We start from the raw sequence: 20,317 nt of genomic DNA, 5'->3' as shown, positions 1-20,317 counted from the left end.
CCCTCTGCGAGGAGATACACCATGGCAATCGAGCTCAATCAGATCTGGGACTTCCCGATCAAGGAGTTCCACCCCTTTCCCCGCGCGCTGATGGGTGTCGGCGCCCACGACATCCTCGGCGTCGAGGCGAAGAACCTCGGTTTCGAGCGCACGCTGCTGATGACCACCGGCCTGCGTGGCTCCGGGATCATCGAGGAACTGATCGGCAAGATCGAGTACCAGGGTGTCGAGGTCGTCCTCTACGACAAGGTCGAGTCCAATCCCAAGGACTACAACGTCATGGAAGCCGCGGCGCTCTACCAGAAGGAGAAATGCGACTCGATCATCTCCGTCGGTGGTGGCTCGAGTCACGACGCCGCGAAGGGCGCGCGTGTCGTGATCGCCCACGACGGTCGCAATATCAACGAGTTCGAGGGCTTCGCGAAATCCACCAACAAGGAGAACCCGCCGCACATCGCCGTGTCGACCACGGCCGGCACCGGCTCCGAGACGTCCTGGGCCTACGTCATCACCGACACCTCCGACATGGACCACCCGCACAAGTGGGTCGGCTTCGACGAGGCCACGATCGTCACCCTCGCGATCGACGACCCGCTGCTCTACTACAGCTGCCCCCAGCACTTCACCGCGTACTGCGGCTTCGACGTCCTCGCCCACGGCTCCGAGCCGTACGTCTCACGACTGGACTTCGCCCCGTCGCTCGGCAACGCCCTGTACTCGATCGAACTCGTCGCGAAGCACCTGCGCGAAGCGGTCTTCGAGCCGCGCAACCTCAAGGCCCGCGAAGGTATGATGAACGCCCAGTACATCGCCGCGCAGGCCTTCAACTCCGGCGGCCTCGGCATCGTGCACTCGATCTCGCACGCCACCTCGGCCTTCTTCGACAGCCACCACGGACTCAACAATGCGATCGCTCTGCCGCGGGTATGGGAGTACAACCTGCCCTCCCGGTACGAGCACTACGCCCGCATCGCAAGCGCGATGGGCGTGGACACCCGCAACATGACCACCGTGCAGGCCGCCGACGCCGCGGTCGACGCGGCGATCCGCCTCGCGAAGGACGTCGGTATCCCCGACAACTTCGGCCAGGTGCGAGTCGACTCGTACGAGAAGAACCGTATGAACACCGGCAAGTACGCCGGTCGCGGCGAGGTCATCACCGGGGACGAGAAGACCGTCCGGGCCATCTCCGAACATATCCAGGGCGACTGGTGCACCCCGGGCAACCCCCGCGAGGTCACGGTCGACTCGATGATCCCGGTGGTCGACCACTGCATCAACCGGTCCTACTGAGAACCCGCGCTCCCGGGGCGACCCCTGCGCCCCGGGAGCACCTGCTCCGCCGCGACCACGCCAGAGAAGGAGACTCCGGATGACCCCGTTCGCCTCGGGCGCCGAACTGAAGGATGCGCTACGCCGGCACGACTACATCGCCGACGACGAATTCGCGACCGTCGTGCATCTCGCCACCGCACTCGAGCGGCCCTTGTTGCTCGAAGGGCCCGCCGGGGTCGGCAAGACCGAACTGGCCAAGGCGCTCGCCGCGGTCGGTGGCCGGAAACTGGTGCGGTTGCAGTGCTACGAAGGGCTCGACGACAGCCGCGCTCTGTACGAGTGGGACTACGCCGGACAACTGCTGCACGTGCAGATGCTGCGCGACCGTATCGGTGAACTGCTCGCCGGCCACACCGACCTCGCGGATGCGTCGAACTTCCTCGCGCAGCAGGATTTCGGTCTGTACTCCGAGGCGTTCCTGTCGGTCCGCCCGCTGCTCGAGGCCGTGCTCTCCGAGGAGCCCGTGGTCCTGCTCGTCGACGAGGTGGACCGCACCGAGGAATCCATGGAAGCGCTGCTGCTTGAGGTGCTTGCCGAACGGCAGGTGACGATCCCCGAGGTCGGCACGTTCACCGCCCGGTCCACACCGTGGGTGATCCTGACCTCCAACGACACTCGCGAGTTGTCGCCGGCACTCAAGCGTCGCTGCCTGCACTACCACGTCGGCTACCCGACACCCGAACGGGAACGCGAGATCGTCACCGCGCGGGTGCCGGACGTACGACCGGGAACGGCCCACCGGATCGTCGACCTGTCCCGGACCCTGCGCGATCTGCCGCTGCGCAAGAGCCCGTCGATCTCGGAGGTCATCGACGCCGCGCGTGCGGCGACGGTGATGGGACATGACGCCGACGACCCGGATTCCCTGGGCGGCATGCGCGACGTGCTGTTGGCGACGCTGCTCAAGTACACCGGCGACGTCGACCTCGTGAAGGCCCGACTCGGCGATGGGGGAACCGGAACCGCTGCAGCAGAGCCGATGACGTCGGAACCGGTTCCGTCGAACGAACGGGTGACGGTCGCATCGCGCCCGGCGAACACCACGACCGCCGTCTTCCGGGGACGCGGTGGTGGCGGTCGCGACGCCGCGGGTAGCGGACTTCGGGGGTGACCCCGCGATGCACACATCCCGAGTGGGACGGGTGACCGCGCTCGACGAGCGTCGCCCCCGCTACGTGCTCGACGTGGTGGCGGCGGTGTTCGGCATGCTCCTGCGCCGCCACGGTGTCGCGGCGTCGCCGGCCGAGAGCATCGAAGTACGCCGGGTGCTCGACCTGGTTCCCGCCCGCGAAAGGGACGTACTGCGCGCGTGCCTGCGGGCGGTGTGCGCCAAGTATCCGCACGAGAGGGCCGGTTTCGAGCGCGCCTTCGACGAGTTGTTCGGTGCTGTCGACGCCGCGATCGCCGCGACCGGCGGCGGGCCTGCCCGGGCCCGGTTCGCGGAGTCGCTGCCGGCCGCGCTCGAGATCGGCGACGATCCGAGCATCGCGCGCTACGCCGAGTACAACGAACGCGCCGCCGAGGTCGGCGACCACTTCGACACCCCGGAGGCCCGCAAAGGGTTCAACCCGCACAAGGACGACGACGATGTGTCGATGACGTCCTCCGACGCCGACCTGTCGGTGGACACGGGCGCGGACTCGGGTCGTCGCGGCGTCACCTACACCGTCGACGTCGAGAACGCGGCGACCACGACCGTGGGCGATCTGTCCGGTGAACCGGGGGCCGCGGTCGTCGGATCGCTGTCCTGGGACGATCCGGCGACGATCCTCGCGTGGCTCGACGCCTACGACCCGCACCGCACGTACGGGGGAGAGGTTCTCGACGAACCCCTCTCCGAATCGCAACTCGCGCGCCTCGTCGACGCGGTCGAAGCGTTCGTCGCCTCGCTCGCTGCCGCGGTGCCGGGGATCGAAGGCGTCGAGGCACCCGAATCGCACGACACCGCCGGCATCGACCGTGCCGAAATCGAGCTGGCGTGCCATGAAGTGTTGCGCCGGATGCGCGGTCCCGTCCGTCCCCATCCGCGTGAGCGCACCCGCGGACGGCTCGACATGCGCAGGACCGCCCGGGCGGGGATGCGGACCGACGGGGTGCCGTTCAGGCTCGTCGTCCGTGCGCCCCGTCCCGACCGGGTGCGGCTGCTCGTCCTCGCTGACGTCTCGTTGTCGGTGCGCCCCGTCACCGCGTTCACGCTCCGGCTGGCCCAGGCGATGAACGGGCGGGCGCATCGGTGCCGGGTGGTCGCCTTCGTCGATCGTCCGGTGGACGTGACGAAACAGTTGCTCGCCGCCGACGGCGACGGTGCCTTGGCCGCCGTACTCGCCCATCCCGCAGTCGATCTCGAAGCGAGCAGCGACTACGGAAGGATGTTCGACGAACTGCTCACCGAGCACTCCGGATCGATCGACGGCCGGACGTCGGTGCTGGTGGTGGGGGACGGGCGCTGCAACGGCCTGCCTCCGCGCGTCGATCGGCTCGAGGAACTCCGTCGCCGGGTGCACCGTCTCGCGTGGATCACGCCGGAACCGGAGCGGTACTGGACGCAGGCGACCTGCGCGATGCCCGACTACGCCGAACTGTGCGACGAGGTGGTCGTCGCCCGTGACGGTGCGGAACTGCTCGCGAAGGCCGCCGAACTCGGCCACGCACTGCGGTGAGCGGCCGGGTCCGGGGAGCTCAGCGCGAGGCGGTCTCCTGCGCCAGGGCTTCGTCGAGTTGCTCGAACCCCTCGGACAGACCCGTCTCCATGCCCGATTGCGCCATCCCGTCGCGGGCCTCCGTGCTCGGGTACACCGAATGCCCCACGAGCTTGCAGCGTCCGTCGCCGAGGTCGACGAAGGTGAGTGTCTCGAGGCTCACCACGTCGGGGAACCCGAGGTATTCGAAGGTCTGGACGACGAACTCGTTGTCGCGCACGGTGTGGAAGACTCCGGCGAAGCGGTAGCTTCCGCGCTCGTCCGAGTGTCGGTAGCGGTACGAGCCTCCGGTACGGAAGTCGAACTGCTCGATCTCGATCTCCATGGCTCGCGGGCCGAGCCAGCGGGCGACGAGATCGGGATCCTTGTGGGCGCGGAAGACGTCCGCGACCGGGAAATCGAATTCCCGCTCGTAGTCGATGAAGGGGACGCCTTCCGGGACCGAGAGGGTGAGTGCGTTGCTCATGACAGTCCTCCGGTGTCGGGGCGTCACGCGCCCCGGTGATGGTGTTCGGTCCTGTGGTGATGTTCGGCCGCTTCCCGGGCCAGCGCGGCGTCGAGATCGCGGAACTGCTGCTCCTTCACCAACCGGTAGCGGTCGATCCAGGAGGTCAGCATCTCCAACCGCGCGGGATTCAGGTGGACGGGCCGGCGCTGGGCATCGCGTGTGCGCGTGACGAGACCGGCGTGTTCGAGCACCCGAATGTGTTTCGAGATCGCCTGTGTGGTGATCTCGAAGGGTTCCGCGAGTTCGGTGACCGTGGCCGGGCCCCGGCTGAGCCGGGCGACGATGCGGCGGCGGGCCGGATCGGCCAGGGCGGTGAACGCCAGGTCGAGCGCGGTGTCGTCCGTCTCGTCGTCGTGCACGATCGCCTCCGCTTCGTGAACCTTCCGGTTTATCAACCATCCGGTTGAATAAAGGATGCTCCCCGGGCGACGGCTGTGTCAAGGGGTCCGGTGTGCGGACGTGAGCGGATCGCGGTCGAATTCCCTACGGGCACTCACACGCCCGGTTACCGTCGGTGGATGGTCCAGCCCTCGAGAGTCCGGTCCGGTGTCCGCGCGGCCTTCGCCACGGCCGTCTCGATCGCCCTCCTGGGCGCGTGTACATCCGCATCCGGCGATACGGAACCCGACGGCACCGCCGACGTACAGGAGACCGCAGCAGCGGCGACCTGCACCGCGGAACCGAACGGCACCCCGGTCGCCGACACGCAGCAACCGGCGGAGACCGGGGATCGCGACATCTCGACGAATCCCGAGATCGCGACCGGTTATCGCGCCGGTATGACCCCGGTGACCACCTCCTCCTATGCCGTGTCGACGGCCAACCCGGTCTCCACCGAGGCGGCGTGCGAGGTCCTGCGCGACGGCGGGACCGCCGCCGACGCGCTCGTCGCCGCCCAGATGGTCCTCGGTCTCGTCGAACCCCAGTCGTCGGGCATCGGCGGAGGAGCCTTCCTGGTGTACTACGACGCCGAATCCGGCGAGGTGACGGCATACGACGGTCGCGAGACGGCCCCGATGTCCGCGACCGAGAACTATCTGCGCTGGATCAGCGACACCGACCGCACCGAACCCCGCCCCGACGCCCGTGCCAGCGGCCGGTCGATCGGCGTGCCCGGCGCCGTACGGATGCTCGAGAAGGTCCACGAGGAGCACGGACGCACCGACTGGGGCGAATTGTTCCGTCCCGCCATCGATCTCGCGGATCAGGGCATCGTGATCAGCGACCGCCTGGCGCAGTCGATCGCCGATTCCGCCCCGCAACTCGCGGTCGACGACGAGGCCCGCGCCTACTTCCTGCAGTCCGACGGCTCGCCCAAGCCGGCCGGTGAAACCCTCACGAATCCCGCCATGTCCAAGACGCTCTCGGCGATCGCCACCGGTGGCGCCGACGCCTTCTACACCGGCGACATCGCGGCCGGCATCGTCGAGGCCACCGGCACCGACTCCGGTGGGCGTACACCCGGAACGATGACCCTCGAGGACCTTGCCGCCTACGAGGCGAAGGAACGGCAACCGCTGTGCACCCCCTATCGCAACTACGAGATCTGCGGTATGCCCAATCCGTCGTCGGGAGGTATGGCGGTCGCCGCGACGCTCGGCATCCTCGAGAACTTCGATCTCGCCTCGATATCGCCGCACGATGTCGATACCGACGGTGGCGTGCCCGACGCCGAGGCGGTGCACCTGATCTCCGAGGCCGAACGACTCGCCTACGCCGATCGCGACAAGTACGTCGCCGACGCCGACTTCGTCCCCCTGCCGGGCGGCTCGCTCGACACCCTGGTGAACCCGGACTACCTGTCCGAACGCGCAGCCCTGATCGACCCCGGCAAGAGCATGGGGAAGGCGCGGCCCGGCGACTTCGGTCCGGTCCCGCTCGGCATGCCGCCGCAGAGTCCCGAATACGGCACCAGCCATATCTCGGTCGCCGACAGCTACGGCAATGTCGCATCGATGACGACCACGATCGAATCGGCGTTCGGCTCGTTCCACATGGTCGACGGCTTCCTGCTCGACAATCAGCTCACGGACTTCTCGGCCGAACCGGTCGACGAGGAAGGTCTTCCGGTCGCCAACCGCGTCGAACCGGGCAAGCGGCCACGGAGTTCGATGGCCCCGACGCTCGTCTTCGAACGCACACCCGACGGCGGTCGCGGCGACATCCACATGGTGGTCGGGTCGCCGGGCGGTTCGGTGATCATCCAGTTCGTCGTCAAGACGCTCGTGAACACCCTCGACTGGGGACTCGACCCGCAGCAGGCCGTTTCGGCCGTGTCGTTCGGCGCCGCCAACACCCCCGTCACCGGGGTGGGTGGCGAACATCCGGCGATCGACGGGGCCGGCGACGGAGCGAACGACCCGCTCGTGCGGCAACTCCGCGACATGGGTCACGAAGTGTCCGTCGCCCCGCAGTCCAGTGGTCTGAGCGCGCTGCTGCGCCGGGACGAGGGATGGATCGGGGGCGCCGACCCCCGCCGCGAAGGCGCCGTGATGGGCGACACCGGAGGGCAGTGACGTACTCGGCGCGGACAAGGCGGACGCCGGTGACCTACCCTGTCGGACAGGTGCCGACCCCGCCATCGGTCCGGTGCGCCCCGTGCCCGCTCCGCCCGAGAGCCCGCGCACCGTAAGCTGGATCACGCAGGTGCGCGGATCGTCAGGAGCGAACAGTGGCCGTCGTCATGCCGGGACACCAGAACACGACCTCTCCCTGTGCTCACGCGACCCCTCACGGCGGCCGTTCCGGTGCGGGTCCCGCCCTGGTCAAGTTCCACGCACCCGAGATCGTCTTCGGGGAGGGTTCGCTCGTCGAAGCGGCCCACGCCGCCGTCCGGCTGGGCGGTGTCCGTCCCATGCTCGTCACCGATCCGGGGCTGATCGAGGCGGGCTGGGCCGACGAGCTCCTGCAGCACCTGCGTGAGCAGGGGATCGAACCCACCGTGTGGGCCGGTCTCACCCCCAACCCGAAGGACCACGAGGTCGCGGCAGGCCACGAGCTGTACCGGGCGCGCGGCTGCGACGTCCTCGTCGCGCTGGGTGGCGGCTCGGTGATCGACGCGGCGAAGGGTGTCGCGATCCTCGCCGCCAACGGCGGCAACATCCTCGACTACGAGGGAGTCGACCGCGCGCCGCTGCCCATCCCACCGATGGTCATGGTGCCGTCGACGTCCGGCACGGGAGCCGACGTCTCCCAGTTCTGCGTGGTCACCGACACCGCGCGGGGCAGCAAGATCACCATCATCGGGCGGTCGCTCGTCCCCGACCTCACGGTCATCGATCCGCGTCTGCTCACCACCATGCCCGCCGACCTCAACGCCGCCACCGGACTCGACGCTCTCACCCATGGCATCGAGGCGTTCGTCTCCCGTGCCCACAACCCGCTCACCGACCATCACGCACTGCGCGCGGTCGGCATGGTCACCGGCACGCTCGTGCGCACGATCGACGACCCGACCTTCATGCCTGCCCGTGCCACCATGGCCCAGGCGAGTCTCGAGGCCGGGCTCGCGTTCACCAATGCGATCCTCGGCGCCGCCCACGCGATGAGTCACCAGGTCGGCGGTCTGCTCGACCTGCCGCACGGGGTCGTCAACGGGGTGCTGCTGCCGCACGTCATCCGGTTCAACGGCGCCGACGATCCCCGGCCGTTCGTCGAGGTCGCGGCGACCCTCGGTCTGGAGGAGGCGCGTGGCGCCGCACCCGACGCCGTCGAGGCCGTCGCCTCGCGCATCGACGAACTCGCCCGGCAGGTGGGCGTGCCGCGTGGACTGCGGCAACTCGGCGTGCGTGAGGAAGACCTCCCGCGACTCGCCGAGGGCGCTCTGCGCGACGCGTGCATGTCGACGAATCCGCGCACCGCGACCCACGACCAGATGATCGAGTTGTTCCGGACGGCGATGTGAGTGCTCCCGACCTGTCGGCACTGACCGGACTCCGCTCCGGGAAGTCGACCTTCTATCCGCAGTACCGCGGCGCCGCCGAGCGCCTCGAACGCGTCGTCCACGCACTCGAGTTGATCTCCCGGGCTCTGGTGCGCACCGTCGAGGGACCGGAGACGCTCATCTGCGCCGTCGCCGAAGCCGCCCGCGCGCATCTGAGCGCGACATGGGTCGCCTTCGCCCTCGCCGACGGTGTCCTGCCCGATGCCGGTCCGCGCAGGCTCGTGCTCGGCCCCGACGCCACTCCCTTCCTCGTCGACAACGTGGAGGGGCCGCCCCTGCCCGACGAGGTCGTCGCGCTGCTCGACGCCGTGCGCACGGGTGCTGCCGAGCGTCGTGAGCTGGTCGAGAACCACCACGCGTTCGTACCCATCGTCCTGGGCGGGGGAGTCGTCGGCGCCATCGCCGCGTGGACGCCGGATCACCGTGCCCTCGACACCACCGACCGCGCCGTCCTGTCCATCCTCGCCAGCCAGACGGCGGTCGCATTGCAGAACTCCGCGCTCTACCAGCGCGGGCAACTCCTCCTCGAGCGCGCCGAACAGGCCTACCGCGAAGCCAACCGCTCCGCCGCCGACCTGCAGGCCCGCAACGAGGAACTGGAGGACACCCTCGAGAAACTCGCGCTCACACAGCGGCAGCTCGGCGTCGCCCACCGCAACCAGGCGCTCGACGAGGAACGGCATCGCATCGCCCGCGAACTCCACGACAGCGTCACCCAGGCCGTGCTCTCCGCAGGTATGCAGATAGAGGTGTGCCGCAGCGACATCCCCGACGCCGAACGCAGCGAGCGGCTCGACCTCGCCAAGGAGCTCACGCGCGGTGCCGTCGAGCAGTTGCGGTCGGCGATCTACGCGCTGAACCGGCCGTCGGACGCCGAACGCATGTCGTTGCCGGAGATGCTCGAACAGCTCAGCGTCGCCCACATGCCGGGCGAACTCGAGGTGAGGACGAGGATGGCCGGCACGCCGGTCGAGCTGACCGGTGAGGCCGAGCACGCCCTGCTCCGGATCGCCGGCGAAGCACTGTTCAACGCGGCGGTCCACGCCAACGCGAGTCGTGTGGTGCTGCGGCTCGCCTACGGAGGCGACGCGGTCCTGCTCTCCGTGGCCGACGACGGCGACGGCGACCCGGCGCGTCTGCGAGTGATGCTGCGACTGGCCGCCAACGGCCTCGACGGGAATCATCGTGGCCTCGCGAACATGCAAGCGCGCGCCCGGGAACTCGGTGGCGCTCTCGAGGTGCGGCGTTCCAGGCTCGGCGGAGTGCGGATCGCAGCCCGGATCCCGTTGCAGGACAACGCTGTAGTTCAACAGGTGGGAGAATCGTCATGACCGTCACGCCGCCGCAGGCAACCCCCCGGGCTCGGCCCGGCACGGTGCGTATCGCACTCGTCGACGACCACGCGATCCTCCGCCAGGGACTCCGCTCGATCCTCGACCGCGAACCGGATCTCGAAGTGGTGGGGGAGGCGTCGACGGACGCGGAGGCTCTCGCGCTCGTCGACCGCATGCGTCCCGACATCGTGCTGCTCGACCTCAAGCTCTCGGCGGGATCGGATTTCGAGGGATTGGGATTGTGCGGCCGGCTGTCCTCCGCGCATCCGGGGATCGGGCTGCTCGTGCTCACCACCTTCCTCGACGAGCAACTCGTCGTGCGGGCGGTGCACGCCGGTGCTCGCGGTTACGTCGTCAAGGACGTCGACACCACCGAACTGGTGCGCGCCATCCGTGCCGTCTCCCGTGGTGAGAGCGCCTTCGACTCGCGCAGCGCGGCTGCGGTGGTGCGGTCGCTCAACGGGCAGGCCGCTTCCGCGGAACAGTTGACCGGCCGCGAACTCGAAGTGCTGAAGCTCCTCGCCGCCGGCCTGTCGAACGTGAAGATCGGTGCGGAGCTGTTCATCTCGGCCACCACCGTGAAGTTCCACGTCAGCAACATCATGCGCAAGCTCGGTGTGAGTCGCCGGGCGGAGGCGGTCTACGCGGCGAGCAAGCAAGGCCTCATCTGAGGCCTCTCGTCAGCGGTCGTCCGGGACGGAGGAATGTACCGGCACCAGCACCGACAGCGCTCCGGTGCACACCAGCAGGCACAGGAGCGGCCCGCCTCGGAGAATCTGACCGGTGACCTCCCGAATCCGTCGACCCCGATCGTCGCCCGGCGGTGCGGCAAGCACGATCGCGGGGTCGGTCCTCGACCGGGCCGCGGCGACGAGAAGGCATTCCTCCGATGTGGTGAGTACCGGAATGTCGTTCGCGCCGTCCGTCTTCCCGATCGCTACGGCGTCGTAATCGGAGTCGTCCGTGTCGTCGTGATAGACGAGCAGTCGTACGTCCGGTCGCTCGGGAATCGGCCGGCAGTCCATCACCAGGCCGGACGAACCGGCCTTCTTCCTGTCCTCGGGGCAGTGGGGGAGGACGACACGACGTGAGGTCCAGCTGAAGTGGCTCTCGACGTTCTCGCTCATCGTGCCACCTCCTTCCGGCTACACCCGGTATTCGTCGCGGGGATGCAGGCGGATGGGTGACGGAATCAGTCGACGACGAGCCACCCACCGTGGTATTCGAACACCTCGAAGGACCGGCCCGTGGTGCGTCCGAGTTCCTCCAGCGCCGACAGGTCGAAGGTGCGCACGTGTCCGTGGCACGCCGTCGCCTCGTCCTCGAACGGCACCGCGACGACCACCCGCTGCCTGGCGATCCGCAGCGCCTCGGCGAGGATCGTGGCCCCCACGGCGTCGTCGACGTGCTCGAGCAGATGGATGGCCGTCACGGTGTCGGCGCTGTCGTCGGCTACCGGGACGTTCGCCGCGTCGCACACGAGCGTGTCGAGGCGCAGACCCAGTCGCGGCGCGACGGCATCGAGCAGGCGCATGGTGCCGGGCAGGATGTCGGTGGCGGTGACCGCGGTACCGGCGGCAGCGAGCCGCAACGGCAGGAAGCCGAAACACGACCCCAGATCGAGCACGCTCCCGCGCACGAGTTCGGCCGCACGATCGTGGATGGGCGCGAAATCGGCTGTACCGTCGAGCAGTTCGTCGAGCGAGTTGCGGTAGTAGGTGACCCACGAGTCGAGGGCGCCGGGCACCGTGGAGCGGACGAGTCCCACCATCGTCAGCTCGAACTCGTCCTGGCCGAAGGCGGCGTCCTGGATCGAGGCGGTCACCTCGGCGACGAGTCGCTCGCTGATCTGCTCGGCCGTGAGGGAATGCGTGACGTGGAGTCGGTCGTCCTCGCGCCGGACGTTCAGCGGCCCGGCGGTGACGCGTTCGACCGTCACATGGTCGTGTGTCCACAGACCCGGGCTGCAGGGAGCGAGCGAATCGAGCAGGGTCATTGTTTCGCAACCTTTTTCGGAGGCGTGAAAGGGGAGTGGGGGTCACTGTAGTCGAGGCCTGCGGTCAGTGTCCCCATCCCGACGGCCAGGAATTCGTGCAGATCCGATGCGGGTTCGTCGAGCCACGCCTCGTAGGCGGAGATCGCGACGCCGAGCACCAGGTAGCCGACGGTGCGAGGAATGTGGTCGTCGGGTCCGGCTCCGATGCGGCGGGCGACGAACTCGGCGACGACCCGCCTCCACCCCTGGTACATCACCGACGAATAGCCCTGCAGTGCGGGCGTGTGCAGGATGAGACCCATCCGTGCCCGGTGCCGTTCGGCCTCGCTGTCGGGGAAGGTGTTGAAGTCGTGCAGGGCGGTGGTCAGCGCGTCGGAGAGCGGGACGTCCTCGGGAATCGTCTCGAGGCTCGCGCGCATGCCGGCGAGGTGTTCGTCGAAGTTTCCCCAGGCCAGCTCGTTCTTCGACGGGAAGTACCGGAAGAAGGTGCGGCGGGCGATGCCGGCGGCCTCGGCGATGTCGTCGATGCTCGTCTCGTCGAATCCGACCTCCATGAACAGTTCGATGCCGAGAGCAGCGAGCTCCTCCTTCGACGTGGACGGGCGGCGACCTACCCGAGCGGACGGTTTCCGTCGGCTGCGCGTCATTGTTCCTCTCCCCGTAGTGACATTCTGCACTCGATGCCATTACAGTGGTGAAGCGGCTCACAAAGCAAGCCCGCTGTGAAGCCGGGCTCCGATTCCGGAGAGAGAAGATCCGAGGAGGAAACATGTCCGATCGTGACAACGCAGTGATCGAATCCGATCTGATCGAGGAGTCTCTCGTCGAGGAGGTCTCCATCGACGGCATGTGCGGCGTGTACTGACATGACCGCGCCCGGAGCCACCGACGTGTCCCCCGACGCTGTGGGCACAGCAACGTTCGATCCGGGTGCCGGCTGGCGGCTCCACCCGCAGGTAGCGCTTCGCCCCGAACCGTTCGGGGCGTTGCTCTACCACTTCGGCACCCGCAAATTGTCGTTCCTGAAGAACACCGTCATCGTCGAGATCGTCCGATCCCTCGGAGACCACACCTCGGTGCGGGAAGCGTTGCGCGCGCACGGGATCGACGAGAGTGCCGAGCGGCCCTACGTGCGTGCTCTCGGCACCCTGGCCGACTCGCACATGATCGTTCCTGCCTGACGCCGCTCGTTTCTGCCCGACGCCCGAAGGACCAGCCCATGACTTCGCTGCTCGAACCGCCCACCACCCCCACCCCTCCGAAGGTCGGTCGTCTCGTCGACCAGTTCGAAAAGGGTCTCGACGCCCCGATCTGCCTGACCTGGGAGCTGACCTACGCGTGCAACCTCTCGTGTGTGCACTGCCTGTCCTCGTCCGGTAGACGCGACCCGCGGGAACTGTCGACCGAGCAGTGCAAGGCGATCATCGACGAGTTGCAGCGCATGCAGGTCTTCTACGTCAACATCGGCGGTGGCGAACCGACGGTGCGCTCGGACTTCTGGGAACTGGTGGATTACGCCACCGATCACCAGGTGGGCGTGAAGTTCTCCACCAACGGGGTGCGCATCGACCGCAAGGTCGCCGAACGACTCGCCGCCTCCGACTATGTCGATGTGCAGATCTCCCTCGACGGCGCCACCGCCGAGGTCAACGACGCCGTGCGCGGGCCGGGTTCGTTCGCCATGGCCGTACGCGCGCTCGAGAACCTGTCCGAGGCCGGTTTCCGCGACGCGAAGATCTCCGTGGTCGTCACGCGCCAGAACGTCGACCAGCTCGACGAGTTCAAGGCCCTCGCCGACAAGTACGGTGCCACCCTGCGCATCACCCGGTTGCGCCCGTCGGGCCGTGCGGTGGACGTGTGGGACGATCTGCATCCCACCCACGAGCAGCAGCGGCAGCTCTACGATTGGCTCGTCGCCCACGGCGAAGGCGTGCTGACCGGCGACTCGTTCTTCCACCTGTCGGCTTTCGGCGGCGAGGGCGGCGGCTCGCTGCCCGGGCTGAACCTGTGCGGCGCGGGCCGGGTGGTGTGCCTGATCGATCCGGTCGGCGACGTCTACGCGTGCCCGTTCGCGATCCACGAGAATTTCCTCGCCGGCAACATCCTCACCGACGGGGGGTTCTCCTCGGTGTGGACGAACTCCGAGCTGTTCCGCGAACTGCGCGAACCGCAGTCGGCCGGGGCGTGCGGCTCGTGCAACTTCTACGACTCGTGCCGCGGGGGGTGCATGGCCGCGAAGTTCTTCACCGGTCTGCCGATGGACGGACCCGATCCCGAATGTGTGCAGGGCTACGGGCAATCGGCGCTCGAAGCCGAGCGCACCGTGCCGCAGTCGAGTGTCGACCACTCGCGTACCGGCAAGCGCGCCGAGCGGCGCACTCCGGCCGCGCCGGTGCCGTTGACCCTGCTCACCAAGCCCCCCGCCAAGTTCTGCGACGAGAACCCGCTCGCAGGCCTGTAGATTTCCGAGGAGATTCGTCATGGCCAAGCCCTCCTGGCTGAAGAACCCCTGGGCGACCGACCCGTGGTTCGAGACCGTCGCGGTCGCGCAGCAACGCGCGCGTAAGCGTCTGCCCAAGTCCGTCTACGGCGCACTCGTCGCCGGCTCCGAGGCCGGCCTGACCGTCGACGACAACACCGCCGCCTTCCGCGAACTCGGTTTCGCCCCCCACGTGGCCGGACTGTCCGACAAGCGGGAGATGGCCACGACCATCCTGGGCCAGGATGTGTCGCTGCCGGTGATGATCTCCCCGACGGGCGTGCAGGCCGTGCACCCCGACGGTGAAGTCGCCGTCGCCCGTGCCGCCGCGGCGCGCGGCACCGCGATGGGATTGAGTTCGTTCGCGTCCAAATCCGTCGAGGAGGTCGCGGCGGTCAACGACAAGACCTTCTTCCAGATGTACTGGGTCGGCAGCCGCGAAGTGCTCGTCCAGCGCATGGAACGCGCCCGCGCCGCCGGTGCCAAGGGCCTGATCATGACCCTGGACTGGTCGTTCTCCAACGGCCGCGACTGGGGCAGCCCCGCCATCCCCGAACGCATGAACCTCGAGGCGATGGTCAAGTTCGCGCCCGAGGGCATCATCCGCCCCAAATGGCTGCTCGAATGGGCGAAGACCGGCGCCGTGCCGGATCTGACCACCCCGAATCTGACCCCGCCCGGCGGCCGGGCCCCGACCTTCTTCGGTGCCTACGGCGAGTGGATGACCACCCCGTTGCCGACCTGGGAGGATGTGGCGTGGCTGCGCGAGCAGTGGGGTGATGCGCCCTTCATGCTCAAGGGCGTGATGCGGGTCGACGACGCCAAGCGCGCCGTCGATGCGGGGGTCACCGCGATCTCGGTGTCCAACCACGGTGGCAACAATCTCGACGGCACCCCGGCGCCGATCCGGGCGCTGCCGGCGATCGCCGAGGCGGTGGGCACGGACGTCGAGGTGCTGCTCGACGGAGGTATCCGCCGCGGCAGCGATGTCGTCAAGGCGATCGCGCTCGGTGCGAAGGCGGTGCTCATCGGCCGCGCGTATCTGTGGGGTCTGGCCGCGAACGGTCAGGCCGGGGTGGAGAACGTCCTCGACATCCTGTCCGGGGGTATCGGTTCCGCCTTGATGGGGTTGGGCAAGAACTCGATCCACGAGTTGACCCCGGACGATGTGTTCGTGCCGGACGGTTTCCGCCGCGACCTCGGCATCTGACACAGCCGACGACATGGGCCCCGCGCTCACCGAACCGATCACCCTCGCCGGACGCACCGCTCCGTCGAGGGTGATCTTCGGTCCGCACGTCACGAATCTCGGTGACGGCCGGTCGTTCTCGGACCGGCACGTCGCGTACTACGCGCGACGTGCTCGGGGTGGGTGCGGGATCGTCGTGACGGAGACGGCGTCGGTGCACTCGCTCGACCACCCGTACGAACGCGCGCCGCTCGCCGGACACTGCGGAGCCGGATACCGGCGGATCGTCGACGCCTGCCGTCCGCACGGCGCGCTCGTGCTCGCGGGCCTCGGTCATCGCGGGCTCCAGGGTTCGAGCGCGTGGACCCGGGCACCACTGTGGGCGCCCTCGCGCGTACCGGATCCGGCGACACGCGAACTCCCCGTCGAGATGACCGAGCACGAGATCACCGAACTCGTCGAGTCCTTCGCCCGGGCCGTCGCCGTCGCCGTGGCCGCGGACCTGGACGGGGTGGAACTCGACGTCGGCCCGACTTCGCTGCTGCGGCAGTTCCTCTCGGGACTCACCAACCACCGCGCCGACGGATACGGTGACGACCGGCTGCGCCTGCTCCGCGAGGTGATCGTCGCGGTCCGCTCGCAGATGGGCACGGATCGTGTTCTTGCGCTGCGACTCTCGTGCGACGAGAACGCGCCGTGGGCGGGCATCACTCCCGACCTCGCCGCCGGATACGTTCCCGCGATCGCCCCGGCGATCGACCTGCTCACCGTCGTGCGTGGCGGATTGTTCTCCCCCGAGTCGTACCGGCCCGACACGCACACCCCTGCGGGCTTCAACGTCGAAGTGTGTCGGCGTATTCGGGAGGTAGCCGGTAGCGCGGTCCCGATCGTGTTGCAGGGCAGCATCGTCGATGTCGGGCACGCGCAACGCGCGCTCGACGACGGTACGTGTGATCTGGTCGAGATGACCCGCGCCCAGATCGCCGACCCCGACCTCGTCGAAGCCGCCCGTCGTGCTCGCCGGCCACGCCCCTGCGTGCGCTGCAACCAGGCGTGCCTCGTCGACGACTTCCACAATCCGGTCGTGGGATGCATCGCGAACCCGGAGGTGGGTGACGAGACCCGGGCATTCTTCGGGCCGGTGGCCACCGCTCGCGACGTGCTCGTGGTGGGTGCCGGGCCCGCCGGTCTGGAAGCGGCGCGGGTGGCGGCGACACGCGGTCACCGTGTCGTCCTGGTCGAGGCGACGAATCGGATCGGGGGCACGGCCGCCGTGGTCTCGCCCGGCCGCCCCGACTTCCCGGCGCTCGTCGACTGGCTCGAACAGCAGTGCCGCGAGTCCGGTGTCGACATCCGTACCGGCACCGAGGCCGGCGACGCCGATATCGAGGACGCGCTCGCTCGCGGACGTGTGGTCGTGCAGGCCACGGGCGGGATTCCGCGTCCACCGTCCTTCCCTGTGACCGTGCCCGAGAACTACGCGACCGCCGCGGAGGTGCTGTCGGGGACCCGCCCGCCGACGGCACAGCGAGCGGTGGTGTGGGATCCGCCGGGTGGGCCGGTGGCGAGCGCCGTGGTCGATCGGCTCGTGGAGGACGGTGTGGAGGTCCACTACGCGACCGGCGACCTCGTCGCGGGATCACGTCTCGCGCCGACCGGCGATCTCGTCGCCTTCGACGTCCGGCTGCAGCGGGCGGGCGTGACGAGACATCTCGGGTGCCGGGTCGGTTCGGTCGACGCCGAGGGGGTCGTGCTCGTCGACCGTGTGTCCGGGGAGACCGCGCCGGTCTCGGATGCCGTTCTGATCGATTGCGCACCGTTGTTACCGGGCGAAGTGACCGAGCGGCCGGGGGTGTGGTCGATCGGGGATCGGGTGGCCCCGAGGACGATGCGTGACGCGATCCGGGAGGGACACCGGGTGGCTGTGACGCTGTAACGTGAGGCACGCTGAAACATGTTCTAATCTGGGTCGACGGGAAGGGCCGACATGGGAGATTTCGACGGCAAGGTCGTCTTCATCACCGGGATCGCACGCGGGCAGGGCCGCAACCACGCCATCCGGTTCGCCCGCGAGGGAGCAGCCGTCATCGGCGTCGACATCGCGGGCCCGGTCTCGGAATACATCACCTACGAGCAGACCACCCCGGACGACCTCCGCGAGACGGTACGGCTCGTCGAGGAGGCCGGTGGGAAGATCCTCGCCCGCGTGGCGGACGTGCGCGACAGCGCGGCGTTGAAAGCCGTCGTCGACGAGGGTGTCGCCCAGTTCGGACGGCTCGACGTGGTCGTCGCCAACGCCGGCATCTGCACCTGGAACCGCTTCTGGGAGATGCCCGACGACCAGTTCGAAGAACTGATCGACATCAACCTGACGGGTGTGTTCAAAACCCTCAAGGCCGCCACCCCCGCCATGATCGAGGCCGGCAACGGCGGATCGATCATCGTCATCAGTTCGGTCTCCGGTCTCAAGGCGATGCCCGGCCAGATCAACTACGCGGCAGCCAAGTTCGGCCTCGTCGGCGTCACCCAGGCGGCGGCCAAGGAACTCGGCCCGTACCGCATCCGGGTCAACTCCATCCATCCCTACGGCGTGAACACCCCGATGGGCACCGACGTCAGCGTCCTGAAACTGTTCGAGAAGAATCCCTCGTGGGGCCCGAACTTCGTTCCGATCCTCGAGGGCAAGCCGACGGCCGATCCCGACGACATCTCCGAAGCCGTCCTGTTCCTCGCGAGCGATCGCGCCTCCACGATCACCGGCAGCCAGATGGCCGTGGACCAGGGCAACTCGAAGGTCTGACGGTGTCGCGCACGGGGGCCGGAACCGTTCCGCACGCGTCGTTGCGGATCGGTCCGGTCACCCTGCGCAATCGCATCGTCTTCCCTGCGCACCTGACCAACTTCTCGGTCGACGGCACCGTCACCGACCGGCACATCGCGTACTACGAGGCCAGAGCACGCGGCGGCGCGTCGATGATCGTCACCGAGGAGCACACCGTGCACCCCTCGGATCGTCCCTACGAGAAGCTGATCCGCGGCTGGGATCCGGATGTCGTCACCGGTTACCGCCGTCTCACCGACGCCGTGCACCGGCACGGCACGCGGATCCTCGCGCAGCTCAACCACAACGGCGCGCAGGGCACCTCGATGTACACCGGGCAACCGTTGTGGGCTCCGAGCCCCGAACCCGACCCACTCTTCCGCGAGGTCCCGCGCCCGATGACGAGATCCGACATCGCCGACCTTGTCGCGGGCTACGCCGACGTCGCCCGCCGCTGTGCCGAGACCGGCTTCGACGGCGTCGAGATCCAGTGTTCCCAGGCATCCGTCCTGCGTGCCTTCCTCGCACCCGCGACGAACCGTCGCGCCGACCGCTACGGCGGGGATCTCGCCGGGCGGGCACGTCTGCTGCTCGAGGTCGTCTCCGCCGTGAGACGGGCAGTCGGGCGCGACCGTGTCGTGGGCGTGCGACTGACGGGTCACGACGGCACCGACGGCGGTGTCGGTATCGACGACGCCGTGCAGGTCGCGCGGATGCTCGAGGCGAGTGGCGACGTCGACTACCTCAACACGTCCGTGGGCGTCGCGACCGAGACGTTGCATCTGATCGAAGCCCCGATGTCCACCCCTCACGGCTACTCGCTGTTCGTCCCCGACGCCATCCGGGCAGCGGTGTCGCTGCCGGTCGTCGGGGTCGGGCGCTTCACCCGCCCCGACCAGGTCGGCGCCGCGCTCGCCGACGGAGTGTGCGATCTCGTCGGCGCGGTGCGCGCACAGATCGCCGACCCGGACTTCGCGAACAAGACGCTCTCCGGACGCGACGACGAGATACGGCCGTGCATCGGCTGCAATCAGGACTGCATCGGACGGGTCGGGCTCAACCGTCCCATCGCGTGCGCGGTCAATGCTCACGCCGGGTACGAATCCGACGGTTCCGCCGCGCCCGCCGTACCGCAACGGGTCGTCGTGGTCGGCGGCGGACCCGCGGGATTGCAGGCAGCGGCGACTGCTGCTGCACAAGGGCATTCGGTGGTCCTGTTCGAGCGGGGCCGGCGCACCGGCGGCCAGGTCCGCGAGGCCGCCGCCGCGCCGCACCGCGCCGAACTGCTGGGTGCGGTGACCCACCTCGACGCCGAGTGCCGCCGCAGGGGAGTGGACATCCGCACCGGCGCGACCGCCGATGCCACGACACTGCACGCGCTGGCACCCGACGTCGTGATCGTCGCGACGGGAGCGCGCCCCCGCAGGCCCGACCGGGCGGGCGCGTCGGCACGGGTGAGCGACGTGCGCGACGTGCTCACCGGTCGTGCCGCACCCTCCGGACGCGTCCTCGTCGTCGACGATCTCGGCTTCCACCAGGCCACCTCGGTCGCCGAGTTGCTGGCCGACAGGGGATGTGCGGTGACGGTATGCACGCCGGGGATGGTCGTGGGCCAGGATCTCGGTCCGACGCTCGAGCTCGACGGCTGGTTGCGCCGCGCCCGGGAGAAGCGGATCGAACGACTCACCGGCGTCGCCCTCGGCGGTGTCGTGGACCTGCCGGACGGCGCCGAGGTCACCCTGGTCCACCACGCGACCGGCGAGCAGACGAGGCTCACGGTGGACGCGGTCGTCGTCGCCACCCATCAGGATCCCGTCGACGAGCTGTGGCACGAGCTCTCGGAATGCGGCGCGAGGGTGATCCGCGTGGGCGACGCGGTGACGCCACGCCGCCTGCACGCCGCGATCGTCGAGGGGGACCGGGTCGCCAGGGGGCTCTAGGCCCTGTTTCATAAGCAAGCGCTCCGCAACCACATATTGATCGCAGCGATACGCACCACCGCTGTGTAACGGA

General features: G+C 68.8%; 19 protein-coding genes. 14 read left to right on the top strand and 5 right to left on the bottom strand.

From position 1 onward, the window contains the following. Window positions 1-21: 21 nt before the first annotated feature. From mdo to EQ874_RS15695, 3 genes are all read left to right on the top strand, one after another. Complete coding sequence (mdo, locus tag EQ874_RS15705) at window positions 22-1,293, top strand: NDMA-dependent methanol dehydrogenase (protein WP_064062548.1); 1,272 nt, start codon at window positions 22-24, stop codon at window positions 1,291-1,293. Window positions 1,294-1,372: 79 nt separating this feature from the next. Beyond that, on the top strand, window positions 1,373-2,446 hold the full coding sequence (locus EQ874_RS15700) for a MoxR family ATPase (RefSeq protein WP_064062547.1): 1,074 nt from the start codon (window positions 1,373-1,375) through the stop codon (window positions 2,444-2,446). Window positions 2,447-2,453: 7 nt separating this feature from the next. After that, window positions 2,454-3,995, top strand: coding sequence for a VWA domain-containing protein (locus tag EQ874_RS15695; protein ID WP_064062768.1), 1,542 nt, complete (start codon window positions 2,454-2,456; stop codon window positions 3,993-3,995). A gap of 19 nt (window positions 3,996-4,014) precedes the next feature. Here the strand turns inward: EQ874_RS15695 and EQ874_RS15690 are convergent, their stop codons facing one another. Both EQ874_RS15690 and EQ874_RS15685 read right to left on the bottom strand, forming a co-directional pair. Then, entirely contained in the window at window positions 4,015-4,500 is a 486-nt protein-coding gene (locus EQ874_RS15690; RefSeq protein WP_129977328.1) for an SRPBCC family protein, read from the bottom strand. Between the two features lie 23 nt (window positions 4,501-4,523). Next, window positions 4,524-4,901, bottom strand: coding sequence for a metalloregulator ArsR/SmtB family transcription factor (locus EQ874_RS15685; RefSeq protein WP_129977327.1), 378 nt, complete (start codon window positions 4,899-4,901; stop codon window positions 4,524-4,526). A gap of 159 nt (window positions 4,902-5,060) precedes the next feature. Here EQ874_RS15685 and ggt point away from each other — a divergent pair, with 159 nt between their 5' ends. From ggt to EQ874_RS15665, 4 genes are all read left to right on the top strand, one after another. Further along, window positions 5,061-7,058 carry a gamma-glutamyltransferase gene (gene ggt, locus EQ874_RS15680; RefSeq protein WP_129977326.1) on the top strand — a complete coding sequence of 666 codons (1,998 nt, stop codon included), beginning with the start codon at window positions 5,061-5,063 and terminating at the stop codon, window positions 7,056-7,058. A gap of 155 nt (window positions 7,059-7,213) precedes the next feature. Then, window positions 7,214-8,446, top strand: a complete 1,233-nt coding sequence (locus tag EQ874_RS15675) for an iron-containing alcohol dehydrogenase (RefSeq protein WP_129977325.1) — start codon at window positions 7,214-7,216, stop codon at window positions 8,444-8,446. After that, window positions 8,443-9,816 (top strand): histidine kinase, encoded by a 1,374-nt coding sequence (locus tag EQ874_RS15670; protein WP_016933913.1) that lies wholly within the window; start codon window positions 8,443-8,445, stop codon window positions 9,814-9,816. Before EQ874_RS15675 ends, EQ874_RS15670 begins: the two co-directional genes overlap by 4 nt. Continuing rightward, window positions 9,813-10,490, top strand: coding sequence for a response regulator transcription factor (locus EQ874_RS15665; protein ID WP_129977324.1), 678 nt, complete (start codon window positions 9,813-9,815; stop codon window positions 10,488-10,490). Before EQ874_RS15670 ends, EQ874_RS15665 begins: the two co-directional genes overlap by 4 nt. A gap of 9 nt (window positions 10,491-10,499) precedes the next feature. Here the strand turns inward: EQ874_RS15665 and EQ874_RS15660 are convergent, their stop codons facing one another. The 3 genes from EQ874_RS15660 to mftR form a co-directional block, all read right to left on the bottom strand. Further along, the gene (locus EQ874_RS15660; protein WP_016932571.1) at window positions 10,500-10,946 is read right to left on the bottom strand and encodes a hypothetical protein; all 447 of its coding nucleotides are present in this window, start codon (window positions 10,944-10,946) and stop codon (window positions 10,500-10,502) included. 65 nt (window positions 10,947-11,011) lie between these two features. Continuing rightward, window positions 11,012-11,815, bottom strand: a complete 804-nt coding sequence (gene mftM / locus EQ874_RS15655; RefSeq protein ID WP_129977323.1) for a mycofactocin oligosaccharide methyltransferase MftM — start codon at window positions 11,813-11,815, stop codon at window positions 11,012-11,014. Then, window positions 11,812-12,462, bottom strand: a complete 651-nt coding sequence (gene mftR, locus EQ874_RS15650; RefSeq protein WP_064062540.1) for a mycofactocin system transcriptional regulator — start codon at window positions 12,460-12,462, stop codon at window positions 11,812-11,814. Before mftR ends, mftM begins: the two co-directional genes overlap by 4 nt. A gap of 122 nt (window positions 12,463-12,584) precedes the next feature. On the opposite strand from mftR, the gene mftA reads away from it, so the two are divergent. Genes mftA through EQ874_RS15615 form a run of 7 tightly spaced genes read left to right on the top strand, consistent with a single transcriptional unit; the run spans window position 12,585 to window position 20,244 of the window. Then, on the top strand, window positions 12,585-12,680 hold the full coding sequence (mftA, locus tag EQ874_RS15645; protein ID WP_006553546.1) for a mycofactocin precursor MftA: 96 nt from the start codon (window positions 12,585-12,587) through the stop codon (window positions 12,678-12,680). Window position 12,681: 1 nt separating this feature from the next. After that, window positions 12,682-12,996, top strand: a complete 315-nt coding sequence (gene mftB / locus EQ874_RS15640; RefSeq protein WP_064062539.1) for a mycofactocin biosynthesis chaperone MftB — start codon at window positions 12,682-12,684, stop codon at window positions 12,994-12,996. A gap of 38 nt (window positions 12,997-13,034) precedes the next feature. Continuing rightward, the gene (gene mftC / locus EQ874_RS15635; RefSeq protein WP_129977322.1) at window positions 13,035-14,276 is read left to right on the top strand and encodes a mycofactocin radical SAM maturase; all 1,242 of its coding nucleotides are present in this window, start codon (window positions 13,035-13,037) and stop codon (window positions 14,274-14,276) included. Window positions 14,277-14,295: 19 nt separating this feature from the next. Continuing rightward, window positions 14,296-15,504: a pre-mycofactocin synthase MftD gene (mftD, locus tag EQ874_RS15630; protein ID WP_016932566.1), complete on the top strand. Its 1,209-nt coding sequence runs from the start codon at window positions 14,296-14,298 to the stop codon at window positions 15,502-15,504. A 13-nt stretch (window positions 15,505-15,517) separates the two neighbouring features. Next, window positions 15,518-17,419 carry a mycofactocin system FadH/OYE family oxidoreductase 1 gene (locus EQ874_RS15625; RefSeq protein WP_129977321.1) on the top strand — a complete coding sequence of 634 codons (1,902 nt, stop codon included), beginning with the start codon at window positions 15,518-15,520 and terminating at the stop codon, window positions 17,417-17,419. A gap of 51 nt (window positions 17,420-17,470) precedes the next feature. Next, a complete protein-coding gene (locus EQ874_RS15620; RefSeq protein ID WP_064062537.1) occupies window positions 17,471-18,283 on the top strand; it encodes a mycofactocin-coupled SDR family oxidoreductase in 813 nt (270 codons plus the stop codon). A 2-nt stretch (window positions 18,284-18,285) separates the two neighbouring features. Next, window positions 18,286-20,244: a mycofactocin system FadH/OYE family oxidoreductase 2 gene (locus tag EQ874_RS15615; RefSeq protein ID WP_129977320.1), complete on the top strand. Its 1,959-nt coding sequence runs from the start codon at window positions 18,286-18,288 to the stop codon at window positions 20,242-20,244. The last annotated feature ends 73 nt before the right edge of the window (window positions 20,245-20,317 follow it).

The organism is Rhodococcus sp. Q1 (assembly GCF_004153645.1).
Taxonomy (GTDB): Bacteria; Actinomycetota; Actinomycetes; order Mycobacteriales; family Mycobacteriaceae; genus Rhodococcus; species Rhodococcus gordoniae.
The sequence above is the reverse complement of the archived record's forward strand: the minus strand, read 5'-3'. Positions and strand labels throughout refer to the sequence as shown.